Consider the following 26,249-nt stretch of genomic DNA (forward strand, 5'->3'; position numbering starts at 1 on the left):
TCCCTTTTTGTATTGTGCTGTCATGGCCGTTCACGCCAGCTTATGCCCTTTCTGCCAGAGCGGGGCGCGTCCTTGGCTTGAACTGGGAGAGCATGACCCCCGCCAGGATCAGGCCGCCCCCCAGCAGGTGATAGCCATGGATGGGCTCTCCCAGAGTGATGACGGCGATCAGCGCCGTGCACAGCGGCATCAGGTTCATGAAGACAGAAGTGCGCTCGGCGCCCAACTTGGTCACCCCTTGCAGCCAGCAGTAGGCCGCAAGCAGGGAGGAAGCGATCCCGGCAAACAGCACCAGGGGCCAGGCCTGGACCGAGACCGCCAGAGAATCGGCGCTGGCGGCGACCGGTATGAGTAGAACGACGGCCAGCAGCACCTGCAGGTAGAGGTTGAGCCAGGGGCCAAATGGCAATTGCCAGCGACGGATCAGCAGACCGTAGAGGGCATAGCTGGCCGATCCGAGCAACATCATGGCATCCCCCGGGTTGATCCCTTGGCGCAGCAGGCTCAGAGGGTCTCCCTGACCGAGTAGCCAGAGCACGCCCACCAGGGAGAGGCTCATGCCGATGAAGGCCTGGCGTCCGGGACGTTGACGAAAGAGCAGGGTGGCCAGCAGCAGGGTCAGCAGGGGGATGAGGGAGCCTATTACCCCCATGTTGGTGGCCGAGGTGCTGTGGGCTGCGTAATAGGCTAGGCACTGATAGAGCACCATGCCAAGAGAGGCCAGTACCAGCAGCTTGCCAAGCCAGGGGCGTATCTCATGGCGACGGCGCCACAGCTGGGGCAGGCAGAAGGGGGTCAGCACCAGGGCAGCGATCAGCCAGCGATAGAAGGAGATGGCTGCGGGATCGACCAGGGTGGCGGCGGCCTTGGAGACCACGGTATTGGTGGCCCAGATCAAGACGGCCATCAGTGGGAACAGCAGGGGGGAAAACAGGGGCATCACAGACTCCTCATGATAATGGCGCCAGTCTACTCTTGTCTTTATCATTGCAAGTAACGTAAAACTGACAACTCATCCCGTGAAAAGGACAAGCCGTGTCATCCCACCCCTATCTGGCGCTGGATAGCGCCCTGGCGCCTCCCAACCCCCTCTATTTTCGTTACAGCCAGATCCAGGCGGGCAATGCCTGCCTTGCCCACAGCCACCCCTGGGGCCAGCTCAGCCTGATCAGTCTGGGAGTCATGGAGATAGTGGTGGGCGAGCATCGACTGGTGGCCCCGGCCGATTACCTCATCTGGGTGCCCGCGGGCATGCTGCACTCGGCTTACAACCAGCAGGCTCTGGATTACACCTCCATCTATGTGAGCGAGGCGCTGGCCCGGCGCTTGCCCCCCGAGCCCAGATTGCTGGAGCTGACTCCCCTGCTCAAGGCACTGCTGGCGGATTTTTGCGATCGCCGCGTCGGCCACATGACCGATGATTGGGACGTGCATCAGGCCGAGTTGTTGATCGAGAAGCTGACCCGCACCCGCTGCCAGGACAGCTATCTGCCCATGAGTCAGGACAAGCTGCTGGCGCCCATGCTGGCGGCGCTGCGCAGCGATCCTGCCGACCCGCGTACCCTGGCCCAGTGGGCGCAGCAGCTGCACAGCACTGAGCGCACCCTGGCCCGGCGCTGCGTGCGTGAACTCGGCATGAATTTTGGCCAGTGGCGGGCGAGGCTGCGTCTGCTCAGGGCGCTGGCCTGGCTCAAGGGCGAGCTGCCGGTGCAGGAGATAGGCTGGCGGCTCGGGTATGGTTCCACCTCGGCCTTCATCGCCATGTTCAATCGGGAGCTGGGCTGCTCGCCCCAGCGCTATCGCCAGCAGCTGGGAGGGATGGGGAGCGAGCGGGAAAGCTGACCTGAACAACAAGGGCGCCTGAAGGCGCCCTTGTTATGGTGGTGCTCGCTCTAGAAGAAGCCGAGGGGATTGATGTCGTAGCTCACCAGCAGGTTCTTGGTGTTCTGGTAGTGATCCAGCATCATCTTGTGGGTTTCGCGGCCTATCCCCGACTTCTTGTAGCCGCCAAAGGCCGCGTGGGCCGGGTAGGCGTGATAGCAGTTGACCCAGACCCGGCCAGCCTGGATGCCGCGGCCCATGCGCCAGGCCAGATTGCTGTCGCGAGTCCACAGGCCTGCCCCCAACCCATACTGGGTGTCGTTGGCAATGGCCAGGGCTTCGGCCTCGTTCTTGAAGGTGGTAACGCCGAGGGCAGGCCCGAAGATCTCCTCCTGGAATACCCGCATCTTGTTCTGGCCAAAGAAGATGGTGGGCTGGATGTAGAAGCCCCCCTCCAGGCCCGCTACCTTGGCGGCATTGCCGCCGATCAGCATGTTGGCACCTTCGCCGCGGCCGATTGCCATGTAACTCAAGATCTTGTCGTATTGCTCGCGGGACACCTGCGCCCCCACCTGGGTGGCGGTGTCCAGGGGGTTGCCCTGCACTATGGCCCGGGCGCGCACCAGCACACGGTCCATGAAGTCGTCGTAGATCTTCTCGTGCACCAGGGCACGGGAGGGGCAGGTGCATACCTCGCCCTGGTTGAAGAAGGTCATCAGCATGCCTTCCACCGCCTTGTCGATGTACTGGCTCTCATGGTCCATTACGTCGGCAAAATAGATGTTGGGGGACTTGCCACCCAGCTCGACGGTGGAAGGGATCAGCTTGTCGGCGGCGCAGCGCAGTATGTGGGCACCCACCTCGGTGGAACCGGTGAAGGCGAGCTTCTGGACCCGGTCGCTGGTGGCCAGTGCCTGACCCGCCTCGGCGCCAAAGCCGTTGACCACGTTAACCACGCCGGGGGGCAGAATGTCCTTGATGAGATCCATCAGCAGCATGATGGTGACCGGGGTCTGCTCGGCGGGCTTGAGTATGCTGCAACAGCCTGCGGCCAGCACCGGTGCCAGCTTCCAGGCCGCCATCAACAGCGGGAAGTTCCAGGGAATGATCTGGCCGACCACGCCGATGGGCTCCTTGAAGTGATAGCTGGCGGTGTGTTGATCCAGCTCGGCAGCCGATCCCTCCTGGGCACGGATGCAGCCGGCGAAGTAGCGGAAGTGATCCACCACCAACGGCAGGTCGGCAGCCAGGGTCTCGCGCACCGCCTTGCCATTTTCCCAGGTCTCGGCGATGGCCAGCACCTCGATGTTCTGCTCGATGCGATCGGCGATGCGCAGCAGCAGGTTGCTGCGCTCTGTGACGCTGGTCTTGCTCCAGCTGGCAAAGGCCTTGTGGGCGGCATCCAGCGCCAGCTCGATATCGGCGGCATCGGAGCGGGCCACCTCGCAGAACACACGGCCATCCACCGGTGAGATGTTCTCAAAGTAACGGCCACTGCGGGGGGCGACCCAGTCGCCTCCGATGAAGTTGTCGTAACGGGACTTGAAGTTGACCAGGGCGCCTGCCTGGCCGGGTGCTGTATAGATCATGGCATCTTCCTTGTGTGTGGTGTGTGTTACCCGGTCCGTGCCGGGATGAGCCGCTGCTTGCTTGCAAACTTGTCATCGCACTTACATCGCAAGGGTCGTGCCAAGGGTCAACATTGCCCATTAAAAGTTACAAAAACGTTATCAAACATCGGTTGGCGGCGTATCTTGTTTAACCAGTGACCCTGGCAAGTCGTCCCCTATTGTTCCAAAACGGGACACACGCTGTAACGACTGTCACGATTCTGAACAGGAGGCATCATGCGCGAACTACCCGTGTCCGACCCCATTCACCGCTCCTGGCAGCGTTGCCTGCATCAGGGGCTCAGTCGCCAGCAGAGCGCAGAACTGGATCTGCTGCCTCAGGGGGAGTTGTCTGCCCGGCTGGAGGCGAGTCGGGAGCTGGTGCTCTGTTTCGAGCGATTCGTGCTGCCCCTGTTCATCCAGCTGCTGGCAGGAAGACCCTGTCGGTTGCTGCTCTGTGACGGTGAAGGCGCCATACTCGCCGCCAGCGGCGATGACAGCTTTGCCCGCCACGCCGAACGTATCTTCTTGCGCAGCGGTGCCCGCTGGGGGGAGGGTAGCAAGGGCACCAATGCCATCGGCACAGCCCTGGCCGAGGGCAATGAGGTGCAAGTGCTTGGCAGTCAGCACTTCTTCGCCCAGCACAGCTTTCTCAGTTGCAGTGCCTGCCCGCTGTTGGCGCCGGACGGCAACCTGCTTGGCGTACTGGATATCTCCTCGGATGCCCGGCATCACGGTGGCGACATGCTGGGCACGGTGCGTCTGCTGGCCATGACGCTGGAAAATGCCCTGCTGGCCCGCCGTCCCGGCTGGCTGGTGGATCTCGATCCCCAGACCCTGTGGTCACCGCGCCTGCTACTCGGGGAAGCCGGAGAGCTGCTTGGTGCCAATCGGGCCGGTCGGCTCTGGCTAGGCCAGCATGCCTTCGATGGTCGTCAACTGCTGCGTGAACATCAGATCTGTCGGATCCCGCCTCCTCGATTGCAGGTAGAAAGCAAGGAGAATGTGCCCCTCAAGATGTTGGAGCGGGGCATCTCTTTGCTGCTGGAGGGGGAGACGGGCAGCGGCAAGGAGCACATGGCCAGACGCCTGCATCAAGCATCGAGCCGGGCCGCCGCCCCTCTGGTGTGCGTCAACTGCGGTGCTTTGCCCGCCGATCTGGTGGAGGCCGAACTCTTTGGCTATGTGGGCGGAGCCTTCAGTGGCGCGCGCAGCCAGGGCAGCGCCGGTTATCTGCGCGCCGCCCATGGGGGCATTCTGATGCTCGATGAGATAGGCGAGTTGCCGCTGCTGGCCCAGACCCGGCTGCTGCGGGTATTGCAGGAGCGCGCCGTGACCCCCCTTGGCAGCCACAGGCCCGAGGCGGTGGATTTCTGGCTGATCTGCGCCAGCCACAGGGATCTTGGTGCCATGGTCAGTGCCGGTACCTTTCGGGAAGATCTCTACTACCGGCTGTGCGGCTGGCGCCAGCGGCTCGCCCCCTGGCGGGAGTGGCCACCCCAGGAGAGACGTCAATTGCTGGGCCGCTTGCTGGCCGAGATGGATCCCGCATTGCAGCTGACGGAGGAGGCCGAGCAGCGGTTGCTGGCTCACCCCCTGCCTGGCAATGTGCGTCAGCTCAAGCAGTCCCTCGAGGTGGCTTGCGTGCTGGCCGAGGGGGAGGGGTGGATCCGTCCAGCACACTTGCAACTGCCAGGCAACTTGGTCGCGGAGGATGTGCCTCATGGCTTGCGTGAGGCTGGCCACAGGCAAATCGCCAGCACCCTGGCCGAATGTGATGGCAACGTGAGCAAGGCTGCGCGGCGACTGGGTATCAGTCGCACTACCCTCTATCGGCGTCTGGCACGCAAGGGCGTCGTGTAAGGCGCTGATGTGGTGAGTGCGTTCCGGGCTGCGAGCTATCTGGCGGGAGGGCTTGCGGTAGACGCTGGACTACTAATATTTTTATCGAGAGAGCGGATTTGGATCAGGGCAGTGTGCCCCTGACTGATGTAGAGTAAGCCTCTCATCGTCTCGGAGTTGTCATGAATTCACCTCGCCCCTTGCTGATCGATAGCCTGTTCTGGCCTTTGTTGCTCTTGACCCTGGTGGCGATCGCCCTGTTCGAGTACGGACCCGAACGGCAGTTGAATGTGCTGGAGAGGGAGCGGGTTGTCATTAGCGCGCTGGATGACAGCGTTCATCAGGGGGGCTCCAAGGCCAGCTTGCTGCCAGATGAGCCCGCTGGTATCGACTGCCAGTTGCGCGCCGACTATCGTTACCCGTTTTGCGAGATAGTGTTCACCCTGAGCGAGCCAGATCAGGGGCTGGATCTGTCCGGTTTCAGCCGGATGACCCTGGCCATGAGTATCGATGGCCCCAAGCCTCAGGAGTGGCGTATCTATCTGCGCAACTACGATCCCAGCTACTCCCGGCGAGATGATCCCGTCTCCCACAAGGTCAATGAAGTTCTGTTTCGCAACCACAAAGACGCGCTGCGCCTGGAGATCCCGCTCACGGTATTCAGCCCCGCCACCTGGTGGGTCCAAGACTATCGGATCCCGCTGCTGCAGCAAGGCGCTGACTTGAGCCGGATATTCGCCATCGAGGTGGCCAGCGGCGCCGAGATGCCCATGGGCCATTACCGGCTCAAGGTGGAGGAGCTCGTCTTCTACGGTCCCTGGTTCGAGGCGGGTCTCTTCTATCGCAGCCTGCTTGCCTTCTGGCTGGGTTATGGCCTGCTGGTATTTCTGGTGCAGCATCTGGTGCTGCGCGACAAGCTGCGCCGGACCCGGGCGGCCTGGCGGCAGGCCGAGCAGCTCAACCAGACTCTGTCCGAACAGAGCCGCCGCTCCGAGCTGGAGGCGCGCTATGACCCCCTGACCGGCGCCCTCAATCGACTCGGCGGTCAAAGTCTGCTCAATGAATTGGGAGACATGCCGCTGAGTGTCATCTATCTGGATCTCGATCACTTCAAGCTAGTCAACGACAACCATGGTCATGCCATTGGTGATGAGGTGCTCAAGCACCTGGTCAGCGAGGTGCTGGTCTGCTGCGATAGTCTGTGCCGTTTGATCCGCTGGGGTGGGGAGGAGTTCATCCTGCTCTGCCTGCACTACGAAGAGGCACGGGCGCGAACGCTGGCAGAGCGGATCCGCGTCGCCCTGGCAGGATATGAGCACTGGCCAGAGTCATTGAGAATTACCGCCTCACTCGGGGTGGCCGAGCGTCGTGGTGACGCCCTGGAGCAGGTTCTGGCGAGAGCTGATGACGCGCTTTATCGAGCCAAGGAGACGGGGCGTAACCGGGTGGAAGTGGGTTAGAGAGGAATACCTCATTGAGAGGTTAAGCGCCTTTTGACACCGCCTCTGCCGGTGGCAACAGGTGCCAATCGATGGCTGGCCAGCCAGGCTGGCAGTACTGGTTGCAAGGCATCGGCCAAGGGGGCGCGACTTTGTGCTATCTTGGCGCCCATCATCTGCCTTCGGAACAACAGCTGTCATGAGTATCATTTTGGGGATAGATCCCGGCTCGCGGATCACGGGCTACGGTGTGCTGCGCATCGTCGCCGGCAAGGCAGAATACCTGGGCTCGGGCTGCATTCGTACCGATTGCGGTGAATTGCCAGAGCGCCTCAAACAAGTCTATGACGGTGTCTGCGAGATCATCACCCAGTTCAAACCGGACGAATTTGCCATAGAGCGGGTCTTCATGGCCCGCAACCCTGACTCTGCCCTCAAGCTGGGCCAGGCCCGTGGCAGCGCCATCGTCGCGGCGGTCAATGCCTTCCTGCCGGTGAGCGAGTATTCGGCCACCCAGATCAAGCAGGCCGTGGTCGGCACAGGGGGCGCCGCCAAGGAGCAGGTACAACACATGGTGACTCATCTGCTCAAGCTCTCCGCAACGCCTCAGGCCGATGCGGCCGATGCCTTGGGGGTCGCCCTTTGTCATTTTCATACCCGCCAGAGCCTGATCAAGATGGCTGGCCGGGTGTCAGGCTCCGTTCGCGGTCGCTATCGCTAAGCCGGACGCGCTATTGTGCTAGCCATGCCGCCCACCATTGCGTGATGTTGCCCTGAATGTCTTTTTCTTGCCCAAGGCTGCCAGAAGTTGTCGTATTCTTTTGAAACCACCGTGTAATTCCTTATTCTATATAGGGATATCTTGCTGCAAGAACAATAACTTGTGATGAGTATCACATTTTTGCCGGAAAAAGGCCCCCTCGTCATCCGCCTTCATATCTCGATAATACACTTGCTGTGATAGCAGGCTCTTGTGAGGCTTCTGTCATAGAAGACATTGATCAATCAGGAGAATTATCGTGAGACCTTATGCAGCAGAGTTTTTGGGCACCTTTTGGTTGGTGCTGGGCGGTTGTGGCAGTGCGGTGTTGGCAGCAGCCTTTCCGGATGTGGGCATCGGTCTGCTCGGGGTTTCCCTGGCGTTTGGTCTGACCGTGCTGACCATGGCCTTTGCCATTGGGCACATCTCGGGTTGCCACCTCAACCCGGCCGTGACTATGGGTCTGTGGGCCGGCGGACGTTTCCCGGCTAGCGGCGTACTGCCCTACATAGTGGCTCAGGTACTGGGCGGCATAGCCGCAGGTGCCGTGCTGTTTGTGATCGCCAGCGGCCAGACCGGCTTTGATGTGAGCGCCGGTTTTGCCTCCAACGGTTTTGGCGAGCACTCCCCTGGTGGTTACTCCATGCTGGCGGCCCTGGTATGTGAAGTGGTGATGACCGCTTTCTTCCTGTTCGTCATCATGGGCGCGACCGACAGCCGGGCGCCGGCGGGCTTTGCCCCCATCGCCATCGGTCTCTGTCTGACCCTCATTCACCTGATCAGCATCCCGGTGACCAATACTTCGGTCAACCCGGCGCGCAGTACAGGTGTGGCGCTGTTTGTGGGTGACTGGGCGGTGAGCCAGCTGTGGCTATTCTGGGTTGCACCTATCGTGGGTGGCATCCTGGGGGCCCTGGCCTACCGCATGGTGGCGACCGAGCAGAAATAGCCCCCTTTTGTGTACTGAAAAACACGCCATCTGGCGTGTTTTTTGTTTCAGGAACTTTTTGTTTCAGGAGCGGGGGCGAGGCGAGAGGGTGTCAGAGCCCCTTTGCCTTCATCATGGTGAGGTAACGCTGATGCAGCAATTGGACCCGGTTAACATAGGCCCGGGTCTCGGCATAAGGGGGTATGCCGCCATATTTCTGCACGGCGCCGGCGCCGGCGTTGTAGGCGGCGCTGGCCAGGGCCACATCCCCCTTGTATTGCTTGAGCAGGCCCGAGAGATACTTGACCCCGCCAAAGATGTTTTGTTCCGCCAGCAGGGGGTCACCGACCCCCAGTTCACGCGCGGTGGCGGGCATCAGCTGGGTGAGCCCCATGGCCCCCTTGCGCGAGACTGCCACTGGGTTGAAGGCTGACTCTGCGTGGATCAGGGCCCGGATCAGGGCAGGATCCACCTCATAGGTGTGTGCCGCGGCCTGTATGGTGCTGGCATAGTCGTAGAGGAAGAGGCCAGTTGTGTTCCAGTTGACTCCTGATTTGGGGTCACAGGCGAAACAGTCGTTGAACAGCAGCAATTCAAAATGCCCCTGTTCCGGCTTGATGTCCGAGTAACGGGTGACCCCGTTGCTCTGCTGGGATTTGTAGACCTGGAACTGTTTGCTGGCCGAGGGTTTCTGAGGGGCGACGCTCAACATCACCACCTCGGCTGGGGGAGGGGACTGAGCCCAGGCGGGCAAGCTGGCGGCGAGTAAAATCGTGAGCAACATCCTTGTGTTCACTGTGGTACTCCTTGTATCGGTGCCAGTTGAGTAAAGCATCCAACCCTCGTAAGAACAAGGATGTCCAACAAGAGGCGCCGGGTCAGAGAGAGAAAAATTGCGACAAAAGAGGCTTCTCAATGGGCTGGTTCGCGCTTATTCACAAAGCACGCAGTGCTCGCTGTTTTGTCGCCCGACCCCGTGCTATCTTCTCCGGCTGGCTGGTCTAATCAGATTGGCTGAGTGGGCGCCGAGTGCGGCAAACGGATAGGGGAGCGTGTTTTGATGGATGGCCGAGCCATGGAGCTCACTTTCGAAGAGTATTGTGATGCGGATCTTTCCCTGATCAGGGACTATTACGAAACCACATTCTCCTATTACATGCCTGATTTGAGCGAAAGGATCTTTGTGGTGCGCGATGCTCACTGGTTGATTGGCGCCGTGCGGCTGCGCGAAGAAGAAGAGTATTACCATCTCTGCGGGTTTCGCCTGCTTCCCCACTACCAGTCTCTGGGGCTGGGCTCCCGGCTGTTGCAGCTGGCTTGCCAGGATCTGATCAGCAAGCCCATCATCTGCCAGGCCTTGCCATTCGAGCAGCCCTTCTATCACAAGGTTGGCTTCGTCGATCTGGCATTGGAGGAGCTCAAGGGGCCCCTCCACAGCCATTTCATCAAGCAACACCAGCAGGGCTACCAGATAGAGCTGCTGATCCGCTATCCCGGTGAGTATGCCGTGGCCCTATGAGCCCTTGGTCAGCAGATGTATGGTGCCCGGGGTCAGCTCCAGACCAATGAGATTGTCTTTTAGCCAGACCTGCTGAGGATCCTTGTCGTCGAGTCGATAGACCGGCTGGGTCTCGAGCCGCTTCTCCATGCTCTTTAGCAGCATGTTGAGCATGAATCCGAACTTTTGCTCCGCTTCCAGAGGCTCCAGCTTGTACTCGAGCAGCTTCATGTTATCCAGGAACAGGGCACCTTGTGTCTTGTCATAGCGCGGTCTTGCCTCGTAGGTCATGGAAAGACGGGCATCGTAGTTGGTGCTGTCAGGCAGGGTGATATTGAGTTTTCCCTTGCCAAAGACCCGGGCAGTGTCCGGGCTCTGACGCCCTATCTGGACATCGCTCTGTTCCAGCTGGACATGAGCCTTGATGATGCCGGGCAGCTCCAGCTGCTTGTCTACCTGAACCTGGGATTGCAGGTATTGATTGATTTGCTGTTCACTGATGTCATATGAGCCTTGGCCCAACATGGCCAGGTTGAGCAACATAGCGTGCAGGATCATGTGTGTGTCCTGATTGAATGGGATTGGCTCGACAGCATATCATCCCAGCTCGGCGGGATCTCCTGGCCGCCCTCATCTCATCGCCATAGGAGTTCCCGTGTTCAACACTCTGGAATATGACCTGCATCTGCTGTTCTCCCGTTTCCTGGGGCTGCTGCTGCTGCTGTTTCACACCGTCATCGTTGCTGGCGTCTCCCTGCGGGTGGTCATGAAGCGTCGCCCTATCGGGGTCTCTCTCGCCTGGCTCTCTCTCATCTATGCCATCCCCTTTGCCGGCGTCGGCTTCTATGTGCTGTTTGGCGAGGTGCGTCTTGGCAAGCGCCGTGCCGAGCGTGCTCAGGCCATGTACCGCCCTTATGCCAAGTGGATCCGTCATCTGGCCCGACTCTTCCCGCAGCACCACTGCGAGGTGAGCGAAAAGGCCCAGCCCCTGCACGATCTTATCCAGGGGCGACTCGCCATGCCCATGCTCTCCGGCAATCGCATGCTGTTGCTTCACAAGCCGGACTGGATCTTGCGCGAGATAACCAAGGACATCCGTCAGTCCAGCCAATCTTGCTATCTGGAGTTCTACATCTGGCACCCTGGCGGCTGGGCGGACGAGGTATGCGAGGCCCTGTGCGAGGTGGCGCAGCGCGGCGTGGATTGTCGTCTGCTGCTCGATTCAGTGGGAAGCAAGGAGTTCTTCCGCTCGCGCTGGCCCAAGGTGTTGCGCCAGGCCGGGGTCAAGCTGGTCGAGGTGCTGCCGGTCGGTGCCTGGCGAATTCCCTTCCAGCGCCAGGACTTGCGCATGCACCGCAAGCTGGTGGTGATCGATGACAAGGTGGGTTACACAGGCTCCATGAACCTGGTGGATCCGCGCTTCTTCAAACAGGATGCCGGCATAGGCCAGTGGGTCGATATCATGATCCGGGTACAGGGGCCCATAGTGCCGCTGATGTGGTCCATCTTCGTCTGGGACTGGGAGATGGAGACCGGGGAGCGGCTGCTCGACAGCCTGCAGCATGACCCCGAATCCTGGCCTCAAAACAACTATCGTGCCCAGCTCATTCCGTCCGGCCCCTTCGTCGGCGGTGACTGCATCCAGCAGAGTTTGTTGCTCGCCATCTATCAGGCCCGCAACCATCTGGTGCTGACGACCCCCTATTTCGTGCCAGACGATCCCCTTGCGGCCGCGCTCTCCTCGGCGGCGGCAAGGGGCGTGCAAGTACAGCTGATCCTGCCAGACCGCAATGACTCCCTGATGGCGAACCATGCCTGCAACGCTTTCATGGAGGAGCTGCTGGAGGCGGGCGTGGAAATTTACCGCTACGACGCCGGTCTGCTGCATACCAAGAGCGTGCTGGTCGATGATGATTTCGCCCTGGTTGGCACAGTGAACCTCGACAGACGCAGCCTCTGGCTCAACTTCGAGGTCACTCTGCTGGTCGACAATCCCGAATTTGTCGGCCAGCTGAGCAAGCTGGTCGAGGGCTACATGCAGGAGGCGACGCCCATGGTGCTGGTCGACTGGCGTGCCCGGCCTTGGTACAAGCGGGTGATGGAGAACATTTTCTACCTGTTCAGCCCCTTGTTGTGAGTGCGGGATGGCCTTGCCGCCGTGCAGTCAGCCCCGTAAAGTGCCTGCAAGCATGATTGAAATGGATGGTTTGATGAAAAAGTGGATTTGGGGTGTCGCAGGCGCGGCTCTGATAGGGGCTGGCTTGGGTGCCTGCTGGTATACGGGCAATGAATTTGATCGCCAGCTGGCGGAGCAGATCGTCAAGCTGCGCGAGCAGAGCGGGATAGAGCTGCAGTGGCAGCAGGGCCGCAGCGATTTATGGCATCGGGACGGTGAAGCGCGTCTCATCATAGGCCCGGACGCACTGGCCCAGCTAGATGGCGAGTTGAGTCATGGGGAGCCGATCGTGCTGGCGTTCAAGGTGGAGGGCGTGATCCTGCCGCTCTATGTGAAGAGCCAATTGCTGCTCGATACCGAACAGGGATCCCTGGCACCCCTGCTGGCGTCCCAGGGGCTCAAGGAGTGGCGTCTGGAACTGACCAGTTTGACCAACCTCTTGACGCAGGGCAATCAGAGCAAGCTCAACATAGGGGCTTTTAGCCTCAAGCATGAGCAGGGGAAGATGACATTTGAGCCGTTACAGGCCGATTACAGCGGTGATCTGGTCGGCAATGGCCACATGACCCTCAACTGGGCGGGGATGAGTCTCCATGAGACCCAGGGCGGGGCTGACATGATGCTGGCAGATCTGAATGGCAGCGCCGAGCTGAGGGATGTCGATGGCAGCTGGCTCTCGCCCCAGAGTGCAATGACGCTGGCCAGCTTCTCCTTACTGCAGCCACAAGAGGGGATCAACGTCTCATTGCAGCGTCTCACCAGCCACAGCAGGCTGGAAGGGGAGGATGCTGACACCCTGTCCAATCGTTACCAGATCCAGTTGGCCGCCCTGGACATGACCAACGACACGGACAGCCTGGCCCTGACCGATGCCAAACTCGATCTTGAGGTCAAGGGGCTGGATCTGGCGGGTTACCAGGCGCTGCAAGAGTTGAGCGCCCAGGGCAATCTGGATCAGCAAGCCCTGCTCGTCGCGTTGGATCAGGTATTGGGTCGTGGCCTGACGCTGACCCTTACCGATCTCAGCTCGCGGCTCAATGGCGAGCCAGCCTCGCTCACGGGGCAATTGACTCTGGCGTCGACTACGTTGGCCAATCTGGCAGGGCAGGAAGATGGCATGAAGGCGCTCTCCGGTTTCTTCAAACTCAGCCTGAGCGAGGGAATGGGGGAAGCAGTGCCTCAGCTGGCACCTATGTTGGTGCAGCTCCAGCAACTGGGCTATCTCAAGGCGCAGCAGAACAACCTCAAGGCAGAGCTGAAGCTGCAAGAGGGCAAACTCACGGTCAACGAGTTGCCGCTCTGAGAGCTTGGTGCTAACCGTGGCGGCTGGACCCGGGGTGAAGCCGCCACTGCCAGCTACATGTGCAGGTTGTCGATGATCTAGCACTGTGATACGCCGCATTTCGATGATGGGGCCATCGCTGGGATAGACAGATGAAAGGGCTGAGGGGTTATCCGTTTCGCAGATAAGCCGTGACGGTGCGCCGCAGTAACCAGGGAGAGAAGGGGCTGAGCAGGGTACCCGCATCTCTTCCGATAACAAAAAAGGCCCCGCGGGGCCTTTTTGCATGGTGCTGTTACTTGAACACCACAGTCTTGTTGCCATAGACGAAGACCCGCTCGTTGAGCACCAGCTCCAGCGCGCGGCTCAGTACGGATTTCTCAACGTCCCGACCCGCCTTGGCCATGCCCTCGGCACTGAAGGTGTGACCCACGTGGATCACGTCCTGTTCGACGATGGGGCCTTCATCCAGATCGTCGGTGACGAAGTGGGCGGTGGCGCCAATCAGCTTCACGCCGCGATCAAAGGCTTGCCGATAGGGACGCGCGCCGATGAAGGCGGGCAGGAAGGAGTGGTGGATATTGAGGATCTTGCGCGGATAGGCCTCGACGAAGCTGGGGGTCAGCACCCGCATGTATTTGGCCAGGATCACGTAGTCGGGCTGATAGCCGTCGATGATGGCGCGAACCTGCTCTTCGTGCTCGGTGCGGCTCAGATCTTCATGGCTGACGGTGTGGAAGGGGATGTCGAACTTGCCCGTCAATTCTGCGAGGGTGTCGTAGTTGCCGATCACCGCCACTATGTCCATGTCCAGGGCGCCCGCGTAGTTCTTCATCAGGATGTCACCGAGGCAGTGGGTCTCTTTGGTCACCAATATGACGATCCGCTTCTTGCCCACCTTGACCAGACGACGCAGGGCTCCGGCGGGCAGGGCATCATCCAGGTCCGCCAGCAGGGTCTCGTCGTTGAAACGTCCCTCCAGCTCGGTGCGCATGAAGAAGCGGCCATTCTCGTGATCGACAAACTCGTCATTCTTGTTGATGTTGAGCTGGTGCTTGTAGCAGATGTTGGTGATCTTGGCGATGAGGCCCTTGGCATCGGGGCAATCCGTGAGCAGTATTTTCTTTTCCATGTCTGTCATCGTTTCCATTATTGTGATGGCCGTCCAGGCGGGGCAGCGCGCCCGCTGGGCCTGTTTTTTGAGGCACTATGCCATAAAGGAAAAGCCAATGGACAGTCTGGGCGTCAAATCTCGCTACCGACTGGCTTTTGCATCGTCAGGCTGGCATAGCGCGACAAATTTCTTTAGTCTGTCTGCGCTTATTCTCAGGGCGGGGCGAAATTCCCCACCGGCGGTATCCCGATTGACTCGGGGAGCCCGCGAGCGCCCGGCCACAGGCCGGGGTCAGCAGATCCGGTGAGATGCCGGAGCCGACGGTCATAGTCCGGATGAAAGAGGATAAGACAGACTGTTCCACGCGTGGCCCTTTCGGGTAGCCGCCGCATGCCTCTCTCTGTCTGTTCCATGCCCTGATTCTGGTACTTGTGAAGTTAACGGAGTCTTACCATGAATCAGTCTTTACTCAGTGAATTTGGTCATCCCATCGAACGAGTCGAAGCGGCCCTGGCCGCCCTGCGTGCCGGTCGCGGTGTACTGGTGGCCGACGATGAAGATCGCGAGAACGAAGGGGATCTCATTTTCGCCGCGCAATCCATGACTAATGCGCAAATGGCCATGATGATCCGCGAGTGCTCCGGCATCGTCTGCCTCTGCCTGCCGGAAGAGCGGGTACGCCAGCTCGAACTACCCATGATGGTCGAGGCCAATTCCAGCCAATACCAGACGGCGTTCACCGTCACCATCGAAGCCGCTCAGGGGGTCACCACAGGGGTCTCCGCCGCCGATCGCATCACCACTATACGTGCCGCCATTGCCGATGGCGCCAAGCCATCCGATCTCAATCGCCCCGGCCACGTCTTCCCGCTGCGGGCTCGCAACGGGGGCGTCATGACCCGTCGTGGTCATACCGAGGCGACCGTGGATCTGATGCAGCTGGCCGGGCTCAAACCCTTTGGTGTGCTGTGTGAGCTGACCAAGGTCGATGGCACCATGGCCCGTCTGCCTGATCTGGTCGCATTTGGCCGCCAGCACCAGATGCCGGTGCTGACCATAGAGGATTTGGTGCAGTATCGTCAGATGTTGACTGAACGTTCTGCCTAAGTTCCATACGAAATTGTAATAAGGGCATTTTTTGGTTACGCTTTGTTCGAACCTCATCACTGAGGCCCCGTTTTGTTTGAAATTTGCGCACATCGTGCAAGAAGAAAAAAAAATGAGGGTTTTAGTGCATTTATCTGTGATGGGGCCTATCCAAAGTAAGATTTTTTTGTGCCATAATCACGCCGCTTGCTAAACGTCTGGCGAGCTCAAGGGAGCTTTAAAAATGAAAAAATTGTTGTTGGTAGGTGTTGTTGGTCTGTCTGCCCTGCTGGGCGGTTGTGCTAACACCAGCGAACTGGAAACCTCCGTACAGAACCTGTCTAACAAAGTTGACCAATTGGCTCAAGATGTTAGCGCTGTTCGTGCTGATCAATCCAAAATGGCCGCTGATGTTGCTCAAGCCAACCAAGAAGCCATGCGCGCTAACCAGCGTCTGGACAACATGGCTACTTCCTACAAGAAGTAATTCATGCGAAAAAATGGCGCAGTCTCTGCGCCATTTTTTTTTGCCAAAAATTTGCCTTTCGCTGCCAAATTCCGCTATTTATCCCGCGTTTTTGCCCCATCTGTATCCATTTCCATGATGCCATTGATAAAAAAGAGCCACGCCGTCAGGCATAGCCCTCTCTTGTCATCTCATTGTGCAAGTACGACTCAATAGAGCAGGCTGTAGAGCTTGCGTCTGAAACCGGCCACTGCCGGGTGAGCTCCCATGGTCGCCAGGATATCGAGATAGGTCTTTCTCGCCTCACCGAAACCGAGATCCCGTTGCAGTATGGTCAACAGTAGGGTGAGCGCCTCTTCCTGACGCCCTGCCTGGCTGTAAAGTACGGCCAGCTCCTGGGCCAGGGCAAAGTCGTCCGGCATCTGTTGGTAACGGGCCTCCAGGGCGCGCAGCTCTGGACTGTCGGCAGCTTGCTGCGCCAGGGCCAGGCGGGAGCAAAGGGTTTGATAATGGTCATCCTGGGCCACCATGGGTACTTGAGCGAGTCGCTGCTCGGCTTCGTCTAGGCGGTTGAGATCGAGGGCGGCCTGAATGAGCCAGAGATGGATGTCGTGGCGATCTCCTGCCAGCTGATGGGCTTTGGCGAGATCGACATAGCCCTCATCGGCCTGTCCTTCGGCAAGGGCCTGCTGCCCTCGCTTGAGCAGCTCCTCCTCTTCCTTGGGGGAGAAGGCGGCGAAATAGGTACGCAGGGTCTCTTCATCTTGCGGACCCTCCAGTATCGCTTGCTCATCCGGTTGCCCCTGATGGAAGAGTACCAGAGCGGGCAGGGCGCGCAGACCAAGCTGGCCGGCCAGCGGTTGCAGCTGGGGGTCGTTCATGTCCACCTTGGCCAGGGTGACCTGCGGGTTGTTCTCACCCACAAGCTGTTCGATGAGGGGGGTCATCCCTTGGCATTCCGGCATCTGCGGCGCATAGAAATAGATGACGACCGGTTTTTGCATGGAGGCATCGAGCAACTCGATCTGGAAATTCTGGGGATGGATGTCAACGATCATGAGACTGGCTCTTGGCTAGGGGTTTTTATCAAGATGGGGTTGTCCTGTCATGATTTCAAGACATTCATCGAGCTGATGCAGGTGCACGTCACTCGTCCTGCCCGCGAGACTGAGCCAGCCCCCCTGCCAGGGCCAGTCATGGACCCGGTAGTCGACCCCGTCGAGGTGGTTGAGCAGGCGCCACTTCTGCTGCGGTACAAATTCCACTTTATCCAGTCCGGCGGCTATACCGCCCCCATGAGCCTTGAGCACGGCCTCCTTGCGCGACCAGAGTCGATAAAAAGCCGAGTTCTGCTCGGCCTGTGGCAGGTCGGCCAGGTACTGATATTCGGCTGCAGCGAAGAAGCGCTGGGCGAGGGGCAGGGGGGAGCGAGCGCGGCGACCGAGTTCGAGATCGACCCCAAGAGGCCCCTGGTCACCAATGGCAATCACCAGCCAGTCGCCGCTGTGACTCAGGTTGAAATGGCAATGATCCTGCCCGGGGCCGGTGAGGGCGGGCTTACCATGGGGGCCTGTGTAAAAGTGCAGGTTTTGCGGGTCCTGGCCAAGATGGGAGGTCAATAACCGGTTAAGCACAGCTCGGCTGACGAGAAATTCCTGGCGGCGCCTGGGCTGCTTTATCTGTTGCCATTGCTGGCGCTGCAACGCATTGAGCCATGGCTCCAGGCCAGACAACTGGGTTTGGGCCACGTTGGTAGCATTTAACAAAAACAGATCCGTAGTTGTCATCATTATTCACTTCAAAAAATCGATAAAGCAGGGATAAATAGCACACAGTAACTGGTCTGCAGCGGCTTGTCGGCAGGGTATCTTGTTTGGCTATCCTCACATTAATGATGAAAAATAACGCATTTTATTGCAAAAGTGTGAGCTTGATAGGGATTTTCACTTGCCTCGATAGGATTCTTGGATATAGTCGAGGACTGTTGCATTTCATAATTTGCCTGCCAAAGGCCGTATTTTAACAAGTTTTAACAACTTTGCGGGGATAAAGGATTGCGTTACCTGATGCTACTGCTGGTCTCACTCGGCATGGTGGGTTGTGCTTCGGCACCCCAACCTGATGTCGCTAGTAAGATCGAGGTCTCCATGATGGAGCCCGTGGTTGAACCGGAAGTCAACCAAACACCTGACGTAAACGAAATTCTGACTGTATTCAAAGAGTGGCGTGGTACTCCCTACCGTTTCGGTGGTACCAGTGAACGCGGCATAGATTGTTCCGCCTTCGCCCGTGAAGTGTATCGCAACGCAGTGGGCATTGAGTTGCCACGTGATACCCGCTCTCAGGTGCACGAGGGCACCAGAGTTTCCAAGCAGGAACTGGTTGAAGGGGACCTGGTATTTTTCAAGATCAGCTCCCGACTCAATCATGTGGGCATCTATGTGGGCAATGGCGAGTTCATTCACGCCTCGACCCGAGCCGGTGTAACCCGCTCCCGGTTGGACAATCAGTACTGGCGCAATAAATTCTGGCAAGCGCGCCGCATCGAGATCTAAGAGCCAGGCTGGACAAACCGTTCGCAGTACGGACAGTTTTTCCAACCTCACTCAAACCGGGCCCTGGCGGCCCGGTTTTTTATGGCCATCATTTAGACTTTTGCAGGCCGACTCTCTATAGTGTGGGCCCGCTTTTCGCCAGGATTGACCTGGCACCAGATGACTAGGCCCCAGATGACCCGAGAGACAGCGACCAAAGCCGGATTGCATCCCCGCAATCGCCATCATGCTCCCTATGATCTGGCGGCTCTCTGCTTGCACACCCCCGAACTGACCCCCTTCGTGTTCACCAACGACCATGGTACTCGTACCCTGGATTTTGCCGATCCTGCCGCCGTCAAGGCGCTCAACAAGGCGTTGCTGGCGTTGCACTATGGCATACGCCACTGGGATCTGCCCGCAGGTTACCTCTGCCCGCCCATTCCGGGGCGGGTCGATTACTTGCACCATGTGGCCGACCTCATCAGCGAGGGGGAAGAGGCGCCGCGTACCGGCAAGGGAGTGAGAGTGCTCGACATAGGGGTGGGTGCCAACTGCATTTATCCACTGCTTGGCTGTCGCGAATATGGTTGGCGCTTCGTTGGGGCCGACATCGATCCCGTGTCGGTCAAGGCGGCCAATTTGCTGGCGCTCAGCAATGGCCTTGGCAAGCAGATTGAGTGTCGATTGCAGACCGATGCTCGCCGGGTATTCCATGGCATCATCGGGCCCAGGGATCGCTTCACTCTGACCCTGTGCAACCCGCCGTTTCATAGCTCCCTGGCCGAGGCCAGCGAGGGGACCCGCCGCAAGCTGCGCAACCTGGGCAAGGCCGAGAGTGACAGCAAAACCCCTGTGCTCAACTTTGGCGGTCAGAAGGCCGAGCTGTGGTGTGATGGGGGCGAAGCGGCCTTTCTCGCTTCGCTTATCCGGGAGAGCCGGGATTTTGCCGGCCAATGTCTCTGGTTCAGCTCACTGGTCTCGAAAAAAGAGAACCTAGCGGCGGCCAGGCTGGCGATCAGTCAGGCAGGAGCCAAACGACAGCAAGTGATCGAGATGAACTTGGGCAACAAGCAGAGCCGGATCCTGGCCTGGAGCTTCCAAAGCGACAATAGCTGGTCCGACTGAAGCGACTGAAGCGATTGAACAGATTGAACAGATTGAACCGAGTGAGCAGGAGAGCCCCTGTGGCTCGCCGTGCTGCATTGCGAGTCTGAAGCCGACAACCTCTGGCCGAGAGACTGACAGCCTTCTCAGACAGGCTCTCACCGCATCTGACAGCCAGCCTAGGGGGCGATGGGGGATTGCCCTGCGCCCCTTTGATTATTTGTAGCCCTGGCGCTGAACCCACTGCGTTATCGTACCATTCCCCGTTAATGGCCAACCCCTGACGTTCCCCGGCAGGGGCTTCATTCGTCAGATTCCCCGTCAGATGACGGGGAATAGCGGCCTTGATGAGGCACTTGGGCCATTTCATCGGATGCTATCTGGAGAAGGGACCCGAAAGCAGATAATCGTTTTTCCGCAGGACTGGCGCGGCTTGAGCGGTCCATGTGAGTGGTCACTTTCGCTGCCGGTACAGCTGTACGCCGAGATTTTTTTGCACTTGCACCTGAAACTTTCATAAAATAGGACTGGTTAGACCTGTTCGTTGGTTAATTAGAGATAGGAATTGGTTAATGAAAGTGGTCGATTTTCTGAAGCGAAAGCGCGAAATCTTGGCGCAGCACCCCTTTGAGCTCAAGGATTGGCTCTCGCCGGCTATCCGTGACTACTGGCGTGAGTTTCAGCAAAAAGCACACCTTCACCCCTTGCTGGGGCGGGTGCTTGACGCCCATGGTCAGCCGGTGGTCGAGGCTGAGCAGCAATCCGAGCAGCGTCAGGTCGTGAACGGTCAGGTTGCCCCGCAGCCCGGTATTGCCCTGGTCGGGGAGGCCGCGCTGGTATTTGAACGCCTGCACAGCCAGGTCGGCGAGGAGACCCATGTCGGTGACTGGCTCCACATCAGCCAAGATATGGTGAATCAGTTTGCCGCCGTCACTGGCGATCACCAGTGGATACACACAGATCCCGATCGCGCCGCCGCCGAATCGCCATTCAAGAGCACCATAGCCCACGGTTTTCTGACCTTGGCGCTCTTGCCTCGACTGACAGGGTCGGTGGATGAGGAGAACCCCGAGTTCCCCACTGCTCGCATGGTGGTCAACTTTGGCCTGGATCAGGTGCGATTCCCCTATCCCATCAAGGTGGGCAGTAACGTGCGGGCCCGTACCAAACTCATTCGAGTGACTCCCATCAAGGGCGGACTCGAACTGCTCAAAGAGATCAAGGTTGAGATAGAAGGGGTACGTCGCCCCGGCTGCGTCATCGAATCTGTCGCCCGCCTCTATTTCTGATTTCGGCGGCCAGGGGCTCGCGCCCATGACGCGCTGTTAATGCCAGCGTACCGACAGGTATAATGACAGGGCCATCCGGCCCTGTTTTGCTGTCTGGCTGCCGGGCCTCTCACACTCATTGATCCTCGCTGTCATAAGGAACTCCCCATGGCCTCTCACCTTGGCGCCCTTACCCTGCTGGTCGCAGACTATGATGCCGCCATCGCTTTTTTCACCCAGGCCCTCGGCTTCACCTTGCTCGAAGACACGCTTCTCGATGAGCCGGGCAAACCAGGCAAGCGCTGGGTCATGGTCGCCCCGTCGACCCAAGCTGGCTGCGCCCTGCTGTTGGCACGGGCCGCCAATGCCGAGCAAGCATCTCATATCGGCAAGCAGGGGGGCGGCCGGGTCTTTTTGTTCCTGGAGACTCAGGATTTCTGGGGAGATTACGAGCGGATGCGTGCCGCCGGTGTCCACTTTTGTGAACAGCCGCGCGAGGAGAGTTACGGCACTGTGGTGGTGTTTGAGGATATCAGTGGCAACCGTTGGGACCTGTTGGCGCGCCATGCTGACAGTCGCGACTGAAAACGTTTATTCTCCTCGCTGTCATAAAGTCATAAAAGTGTCATACAAAATTCTAATAATTGGCGCACCAATCTTCATGAGGAGAGAGAAGGGATATGGCAAAGCGAATACTGGTGGTCGAGGATGAGGCACCGATCCGCGAAATGCTCTGTTTTGTACTGGAACAGAAAGGATACGAAGCGATAGAGGCGGCGGATTTCGCCGAGGGGCTGGCCAAGGTGTGCGAGCCTTACCCTGAACTGATCCTGCTGGATTGGATGATGCCGGGGGGCAGCGGTATCCAGTTCCTCAAGCAACTCAAACAAGATGAGATGACTCGCCAGATCCCCGTGGTCATGCTGACTGCCCGGGGTGAGGAAGAGGACAAGGTGCGCGGCCTGGAGGCCGGAGCCGATGACTACATCACCAAACCCTTCTCTCCCAAGGAGCTGACTGCTCGCCTGCATGCCGTGATGCGTCGTGTGTCGCCCACCTCGGTGGACGAGGTCATTGAGGTACAGGGCTTGAAGCTGGATCCCGTCTCCCACCGGGTCAGTGCCGAAGACAAGGCGCTGGATATGGGACCGACAGAATTCAAGTTGCTCCACTTCTTCATGACCCATCCTGAGCGGGTCTACAGCCGTGAACAGTTGCTCAACAACGTCTGGGGCACCAACGTCTATGTGGAAGACCGGACGGTGGATGTGCACATTCGCCGGCTGCGCAAGGCAGTTGAAGGCTCGGGCCACGACAGATTGATCCAGACGGTTCGCGGGGCAGGGTATCGCTTCTCCACCCGTCTCTAGAGGCAGCTATGTTGCAACCCTACGCCTGGCGGCGACAGTTGTGGCGAATGGCATTTTTTTACCTGCCCTTCGTCTTGTTTGGATGGTTGATGGATTGCCTGGCCCTGAGTCTGCTGGCAGCCACCTGCCTGCATCTGGCTTGGCATTACCGTTTCCAGAAGCGGCTCTCTGATTGGCTGTGGCACGATCGCAGCCTGGTGCCGCCAAGCGGCAGTGGCAGCTGGGAGTACATTTTCAACGGTATCTACAAGCTGCAACAGCGTCACAGGGCGCGACGCCGTGAGCTGGCGGGGTTGATCCGCCGTTTCAGGGAGGGTGCCGAAGCGTTGCCCGATGCCGCCGTGGTGTTTCGCACCGATGGCAGCATCCTCTGGTGCAACCGGCTGGCCGAACAGTTGCTCGGCTTTCGCTGGCCGGAGGACGCGGGCCAGCATATCGGCAACCTGATCCGCCAACCCAGCTTCGTCAGTTATCTCAACAAGGGTGATTACGATGAGCCTTTCGAGATGCACTCCCCCATCAACGAGGAGAAGTTTCTCGAATTTCGCATCATGCCCTACGCCGAGGATCAGGCCATGTTGGTGGTGCGGGACGTGACCCGGCTGCGCAGCCTGGAGAAGACCCGCAAACACTTCGTGGCCAACGTCTCCCATGAGTTGCGTACCCCGCTGACCGTGCTCAAGGGGTATCTTGAGATGACCGAAGAGCCGCCCCCTCCGGCTATGTGGGCCAAGGCCCACAAGGTCATGATGGAGCAGACGGTGCGCATGGATAACCTGGTGAACCAGCTGCTCACCCTGTCGCGCATCGAGGCTGCGCCGGATATCGACCTCTCCCGCAGGGTCGACATGCCGGCCATGCTCTCTCTGCTCGAACAGGAAGCGCGGGCGCTCTCCGGAGAAAGGGCACACGTCATCGAGTTCTTGGTCGAGCCGGATCTCAGGCTGCTCGGTGACGAGGATCAGCTGCGCAGTGCCGTGTCCAACCTGGTTTACAACGCGATCCACTACACGCCGCCCGGTCGCAAGATTGTGGTGGAGTGGCGCAGGCAGGGGGCCTTGGCACTGTTTGCGGTGAGCGATGAGGGGGAGGGGATCACCTCTGAGCATCTGGCGCGGTTGACCGAGCGCTTCTATCGGGTGGACAAGGCGCGCTCGCGCCACACCGGCGGCTCCGGCCTTGGCCTTGCCATCGTCAAGCATGCCCTGAGTCATCACGACACTCACCTGGATATTGATAGCCGGGTTGGCATGGGCAGTCGCTTCAGTTTCCTGATCCCGGCGCGCCTGGTGGTGGCAAAGTCTGCGATCGCAAAATAGAACCCATTGATTGTCTTTATTTTTTATGAACATGAAGGGCCGCAGCAGCGGCCCTTTATGTTTCTGGCTTATCTGGTTGACTGTCATCAAAGCGTCATGAATAAGACATAAATTTGTCACTGCCAGGTCAGATACTGGCGCCGTCTTAAAGAACGGACCTTCTGTAATTTTGGAGAGATTGGATGAAACTCAACAAATTGGCTGCTGTTATCGGTGTTACTGCTGCAGTGGTGTTCTCTGCCAGCACTATGGCTTACGGCGTCGACAAAAATCTGCCTGAATACACGCCTATCAGTGGCATCTCCGGCAACTTGTCGTCCGTGGGTTCCGATACCCTGGCCAACATGATGACCCTGTGGGCCGAAGAATTTAAACGCGTCTATCCGAACGTCAACGTTCAGATCCAGGCCGCTGGTTCCTCCACCGCTCCTCCCGCCCTGACCGAAGGCACTTCCCAGTTCGGCCCCATGAGCCGTGCCATGAAGTCAGGTGAAGAGGAAGCATTCGAAAAGCGTTATGGCTACAAGCCGACCGCTATTCGCGTTGCCGTCGATGCCCTGGCCGTGTTCGTCAACAAGGACAACCCCATCAAGGGGCTGACCATGCAGCAAGTTGATGCTGTCTTCTCCAGCACCCTCAAGTGCGGCGAGAGCAAGGCCGCCACCCAATGGGCTGATCTGGGTCTGGATGGCAACTGGTCAGGCAAGGACTTGCAACTGTTTGGTCGCAACTCGGTATCCGGTACTTACGGTTACTTCAAGGAGCACGCCCTGTGTGACGGCGACTTCAAGAGCGGCGTGAACGAGCAGCCGGGTTCCGCCTCTGTGGTGCAGTCCGTCTCCTCCTCCCTGAACGGGATAGGTTACTCCGGTATCGGTTATGTCACCTCCGGCGTGCGTGCCGTGCCCCTGTCCAAAGATGGCAAGACCTTCATCGAAGCCAACGCCGACAACGCCATCACCGGCAAGTACCCGCTGTCACGTTTCCTGTACCTGTACGTGAACAAGCACCCGAACAAGCCGCTGGCCCCGATGGAGCAGGAGTTCGTCAAACTCATCCTCTCCAAAGCGGGCCAGACCATCGTCGCCAAAGACGGTTATGTACCGGTGCCGGCCAAGGTGGTCGAAGCCGATCTGAAGAAGCTGGGTATGATGTAATACCGCTTCTTGGCAAGAGTGCCAAAAACGAGCCCAATCGGGCTCGTTTTTTTATGGGCGTAAATGAGGGCGACAAATCATAGTCACTTGCGCGCGGCGCCACCTTTCCCGAAAATAGGACATTCCCAGCTACAAGGATCCTGTTGATGATCTCTGCTCTCTCCAAAGTGACACTGCTGGCCGCCAGCACCCTGCTGCTCGGCGCCTGTGCCCAGTCCCCCACGGGCCGCAGTCAGATGTTGCTCTTTTCTCCTCAGCAGATGAACCAACTCGGGGCTGACTCCTTTAACCAGATGAAGCAGCAGGAGAAGGTGAGCAAGGATGCCAAGCTCAATGCCTATGTCTCTTGTGTCGCCAAGGCGGTGACCGCTCAGGTGCCGAGCAGTTATGGCATAAGCAATTGGGAGGTGGTGGTGTTTGACTCCAAGCAGGTCAATGCCTTCGCCCTGCCTGGCGGCAAGATCGGGGTTTATAGCGGCCTGCTCAATGTGGCCAAGAATCAGGATCAGCTAGCCACCGTCATCGGCCACGAGTTGACACACGTGCTGGCTCAGCACTCCAACGAGCGTCTCTCCCGTGATCAGCTGACCGGGCTGGGTCTGGCGGTCGCCGATGCCGCCCTGGGTAGCAGCCAGGGCGGCAGTGCGGCCATGGCGGCGCTCGGGCTCGGTGTTCAGGTCGGCGTGAGCCTGCCTTATGGGCGGGAGCAGGAGAGTGAGGCGGATCGGCTGGGGCTGGATCTGATGGCTCGCGCCGGTTTTAACCCGTCCGAGGCTATCCCGCTGTGGCAGAACATGGGGCAGGCCGCCGGGGGCAAGACGCCTCCCGCGCTGCTCTCCACCCACCCGAGCAATGAGAGCCGGATCAGTGAGCTGAGCGCCGAGCTTGCAACGGCAACCCCCCTCTACCAACAGGCCCGTGCCGCCGGCCTGACTCCCCAGTGCAAAAGGTAATGCCGGAGGTGACACTGCGCATGGCCCGCCAGCAGGACGCCGCCGCTATGACGGTGTTGCAGCGAGCCAGTTGGCTGGCCGCCTATGGCGAAATACTGGGCGCCGACTTGCTCGACAACCTATCCCCGAGTGTGCACTTGCAGTTGTGGCGCAGGCGGCTGGGAAGCAATGACCCAAGGCCCATGCTGGTCTGTGTTCAGGGGGTGGTAGTGGGTCTGCTCTATTGGCGGCATCAGGATGGCGAGACGGGTCCCGAGGCGCATATCCGCGCCTTCTATCTGCATCCGGCCCATTGGCGTCATGGTTATGGCAAGCGGCTCTGGCAGGCGGTGGCCATGCAGATGCGGCGAGCCGGGTATGATCGAGTCAGCCTCTGGCTGCTGACAGGCAACCTGGTGGGGGAAGGCTTCTACCTGCGCCGCGGTTTTCAGTTCGATGGCGTCCAACGCACTCTGAGCCAGCAGGGCCGACCCTGCCTGCAGCAAAAAATGTCCCGCGACTTGTGACTAGGCTCCGTTT

Annotated in this window: 26 protein-coding genes and 1 riboswitch; of the genes, 19 read left to right on the top strand and 7 right to left on the bottom strand. The window is 59.2% G+C overall.

From position 1 onward, the window contains the following. Positions 1 to 40: 40 nt before the first annotated feature. Complete coding sequence (locus tag ACSMDR_RS15595; protein WP_436468833.1) at positions 41 to 940, bottom strand: DMT family transporter; 900 nt, start codon at positions 938 to 940, stop codon at positions 41 to 43. Between the two features lie 95 nt (positions 941 to 1,035). On the opposite strand from ACSMDR_RS15595, the gene ACSMDR_RS15600 reads away from it, so the two are divergent. Further along, the gene (locus tag ACSMDR_RS15600) at positions 1,036 to 1,842 is read left to right on the top strand and encodes an AraC family transcriptional regulator (protein WP_005898317.1); all 807 of its coding nucleotides are present in this window, start codon (positions 1,036 to 1,038) and stop codon (positions 1,840 to 1,842) included. Between the two features lie 50 nt (positions 1,843 to 1,892). On the opposite strand, the gene exaC is transcribed toward ACSMDR_RS15600, so the two are convergent. Further along, positions 1,893 to 3,410 carry an acetaldehyde dehydrogenase ExaC gene (gene exaC / locus ACSMDR_RS15605; RefSeq protein ID WP_005898316.1) on the bottom strand — a complete coding sequence of 506 codons (1,518 nt, stop codon included), beginning with the start codon at positions 3,408 to 3,410 and terminating at the stop codon, positions 1,893 to 1,895. A gap of 258 nt (positions 3,411 to 3,668) precedes the next feature. Between exaC and ACSMDR_RS15610 the strand changes: the two genes are divergently transcribed. The 4 genes from ACSMDR_RS15610 to aqpZ all read left to right on the top strand — a co-directional run bounded on the left by ACSMDR_RS15610 (position 3,669) and on the right by aqpZ (position 8,421). Then, positions 3,669 to 5,294, top strand: a complete 1,626-nt coding sequence (locus ACSMDR_RS15610) for a sigma-54-dependent Fis family transcriptional regulator (protein ID WP_436468834.1) — start codon at positions 3,669 to 3,671, stop codon at positions 5,292 to 5,294. 161 nt (positions 5,295 to 5,455) lie between these two features. Beyond that, the gene (locus tag ACSMDR_RS15615; RefSeq protein ID WP_436468835.1) at positions 5,456 to 6,733 is read left to right on the top strand and encodes a GGDEF domain-containing protein; all 1,278 of its coding nucleotides are present in this window, start codon (positions 5,456 to 5,458) and stop codon (positions 6,731 to 6,733) included. 178 nt (positions 6,734 to 6,911) lie between these two features. Next, a complete protein-coding gene (gene ruvC, locus ACSMDR_RS15620) occupies positions 6,912 to 7,433 on the top strand; it encodes a crossover junction endodeoxyribonuclease RuvC (protein ID WP_005909411.1) in 522 nt (173 codons plus the stop codon). A gap of 298 nt (positions 7,434 to 7,731) precedes the next feature. Further along, positions 7,732 to 8,421, top strand: a complete 690-nt coding sequence (gene aqpZ / locus ACSMDR_RS15625; RefSeq protein ID WP_005909414.1) for an aquaporin Z — start codon at positions 7,732 to 7,734, stop codon at positions 8,419 to 8,421. A gap of 91 nt (positions 8,422 to 8,512) precedes the next feature. Here the strand turns inward: aqpZ and ACSMDR_RS15630 are convergent, their stop codons facing one another. Then, positions 8,513 to 9,196 carry a lytic transglycosylase domain-containing protein gene (locus ACSMDR_RS15630; RefSeq protein WP_436468836.1) on the bottom strand — a complete coding sequence of 228 codons (684 nt, stop codon included), beginning with the start codon at positions 9,194 to 9,196 and terminating at the stop codon, positions 8,513 to 8,515. 279 nt (positions 9,197 to 9,475) lie between these two features. Here ACSMDR_RS15630 and ACSMDR_RS15635 point away from each other — a divergent pair, with 279 nt between their 5' ends. Continuing rightward, a complete protein-coding gene (locus ACSMDR_RS15635) occupies positions 9,476 to 9,919 on the top strand; it encodes a GNAT family N-acetyltransferase (RefSeq protein ID WP_005909419.1) in 444 nt (147 codons plus the stop codon). On the opposite strand, the gene ACSMDR_RS15640 is transcribed toward ACSMDR_RS15635, so the two are convergent. Beyond that, positions 9,914 to 10,456 carry a YceB family lipoprotein gene (locus ACSMDR_RS15640; RefSeq protein ID WP_436468837.1) on the bottom strand — a complete coding sequence of 181 codons (543 nt, stop codon included), beginning with the start codon at positions 10,454 to 10,456 and terminating at the stop codon, positions 9,914 to 9,916. The two genes, ACSMDR_RS15635 and ACSMDR_RS15640, sit on opposite strands and share 6 nt — an antisense overlap. 97 nt (positions 10,457 to 10,553) lie before the next feature. Here ACSMDR_RS15640 and cls point away from each other — a divergent pair, with 97 nt between their 5' ends. Both cls and ACSMDR_RS15650 read left to right on the top strand, forming a co-directional pair. Beyond that, positions 10,554 to 12,035: a cardiolipin synthase gene (cls, locus tag ACSMDR_RS15645; protein ID WP_436468838.1), complete on the top strand. Its 1,482-nt coding sequence runs from the start codon at positions 10,554 to 10,556 to the stop codon at positions 12,033 to 12,035. 73 nt (positions 12,036 to 12,108) lie between these two features. After that, positions 12,109 to 13,377, top strand: a complete 1,269-nt coding sequence (locus tag ACSMDR_RS15650) for a DUF945 family protein (RefSeq protein WP_436468839.1) — start codon at positions 12,109 to 12,111, stop codon at positions 13,375 to 13,377. 274 nt (positions 13,378 to 13,651) lie between these two features. Here the strand turns inward: ACSMDR_RS15650 and purU are convergent, their stop codons facing one another. After that, positions 13,652 to 14,488 carry a formyltetrahydrofolate deformylase gene (gene purU / locus ACSMDR_RS15655; protein ID WP_436468840.1) on the bottom strand — a complete coding sequence of 279 codons (837 nt, stop codon included), beginning with the start codon at positions 14,486 to 14,488 and terminating at the stop codon, positions 13,652 to 13,654. 186 nt (positions 14,489 to 14,674) lie between these two features. Continuing rightward, a riboswitch (FMN riboswitch) is annotated at positions 14,675 to 14,821 on the top strand. Positions 14,822 to 14,923: 102 nt separating this feature from the next. On the opposite strand from purU, the gene ribB reads away from it, so the two are divergent. Further along, entirely contained in the window at positions 14,924 to 15,577 is a 654-nt protein-coding gene (gene ribB / locus ACSMDR_RS15660) for a 3,4-dihydroxy-2-butanone-4-phosphate synthase (RefSeq protein ID WP_005897215.1), read from the top strand. A 223-nt stretch (positions 15,578 to 15,800) separates the two neighbouring features. After that, on the top strand, positions 15,801 to 16,043 hold the full coding sequence (locus ACSMDR_RS15665; RefSeq protein WP_005897212.1) for an Lpp/OprI family alanine-zipper lipoprotein: 243 nt from the start codon (positions 15,801 to 15,803) through the stop codon (positions 16,041 to 16,043). Between the two features lie 188 nt (positions 16,044 to 16,231). Here the strand turns inward: ACSMDR_RS15665 and ACSMDR_RS15670 are convergent, their stop codons facing one another. Next, complete coding sequence (locus tag ACSMDR_RS15670; RefSeq protein WP_436468841.1) at positions 16,232 to 17,080, bottom strand: tetratricopeptide repeat protein; 849 nt, start codon at positions 17,078 to 17,080, stop codon at positions 16,232 to 16,234. 15 nt (positions 17,081 to 17,095) lie between these two features. Then, positions 17,096 to 17,788 (bottom strand): 4'-phosphopantetheinyl transferase family protein, encoded by a 693-nt coding sequence (locus ACSMDR_RS15675; RefSeq protein WP_232301930.1) that lies wholly within the window; start codon positions 17,786 to 17,788, stop codon positions 17,096 to 17,098. A gap of 300 nt (positions 17,789 to 18,088) precedes the next feature. Between ACSMDR_RS15675 and ACSMDR_RS15680 the strand changes: the two genes are divergently transcribed. From ACSMDR_RS15680 to ACSMDR_RS15720, 9 genes are all read left to right on the top strand, one after another. Further along, on the top strand, positions 18,089 to 18,577 hold the full coding sequence (locus ACSMDR_RS15680) for a C40 family peptidase (protein ID WP_005897199.1): 489 nt from the start codon (positions 18,089 to 18,091) through the stop codon (positions 18,575 to 18,577). A 174-nt stretch (positions 18,578 to 18,751) separates the two neighbouring features. Next, positions 18,752 to 19,684, top strand: coding sequence for a 23S rRNA (adenine(1618)-N(6))-methyltransferase RlmF (gene rlmF, locus ACSMDR_RS15685; protein ID WP_436468842.1), 933 nt, complete (start codon positions 18,752 to 18,754; stop codon positions 19,682 to 19,684). 551 nt (positions 19,685 to 20,235) lie between these two features. Further along, positions 20,236 to 20,952 carry a MaoC family dehydratase gene (locus ACSMDR_RS15690; RefSeq protein WP_005897193.1) on the top strand — a complete coding sequence of 239 codons (717 nt, stop codon included), beginning with the start codon at positions 20,236 to 20,238 and terminating at the stop codon, positions 20,950 to 20,952. Between the two features lie 147 nt (positions 20,953 to 21,099). Further along, positions 21,100 to 21,516, top strand: coding sequence for a VOC family protein (locus tag ACSMDR_RS15695; protein WP_005897189.1), 417 nt, complete (start codon positions 21,100 to 21,102; stop codon positions 21,514 to 21,516). Positions 21,517 to 21,611: 95 nt separating this feature from the next. Next, complete coding sequence (gene phoB / locus ACSMDR_RS15700; RefSeq protein ID WP_005897186.1) at positions 21,612 to 22,301, top strand: phosphate regulon transcriptional regulator PhoB; 690 nt, start codon at positions 21,612 to 21,614, stop codon at positions 22,299 to 22,301. 8 nt (positions 22,302 to 22,309) lie between these two features. Next, positions 22,310 to 23,620 (top strand): phosphate regulon sensor histidine kinase PhoR, encoded by a 1,311-nt coding sequence (gene phoR, locus ACSMDR_RS15705; RefSeq protein ID WP_040318983.1) that lies wholly within the window; start codon positions 22,310 to 22,312, stop codon positions 23,618 to 23,620. A 182-nt stretch (positions 23,621 to 23,802) separates the two neighbouring features. Further along, positions 23,803 to 24,777, top strand: a complete 975-nt coding sequence (locus tag ACSMDR_RS15710) for a PstS family phosphate ABC transporter substrate-binding protein (RefSeq protein ID WP_436468843.1) — start codon at positions 23,803 to 23,805, stop codon at positions 24,775 to 24,777. A 146-nt stretch (positions 24,778 to 24,923) separates the two neighbouring features. Beyond that, on the top strand, positions 24,924 to 25,730 hold the full coding sequence (locus ACSMDR_RS15715) for a M48 family metallopeptidase (protein WP_436468844.1): 807 nt from the start codon (positions 24,924 to 24,926) through the stop codon (positions 25,728 to 25,730). After that, positions 25,730 to 26,236: a GNAT family N-acetyltransferase gene (locus tag ACSMDR_RS15720; protein ID WP_436469334.1), complete on the top strand. Its 507-nt coding sequence runs from the start codon at positions 25,730 to 25,732 to the stop codon at positions 26,234 to 26,236. Before ACSMDR_RS15715 ends, ACSMDR_RS15720 begins: the two co-directional genes overlap by 1 nt. Positions 26,237 to 26,249 lie beyond the last annotated feature (13 nt).

Source organism: Aeromonas molluscorum, from assembly GCF_051376105.1.
Classification (GTDB): Bacteria; Pseudomonadota; Gammaproteobacteria; order Enterobacterales; family Aeromonadaceae; genus Aeromonas; species Aeromonas molluscorum.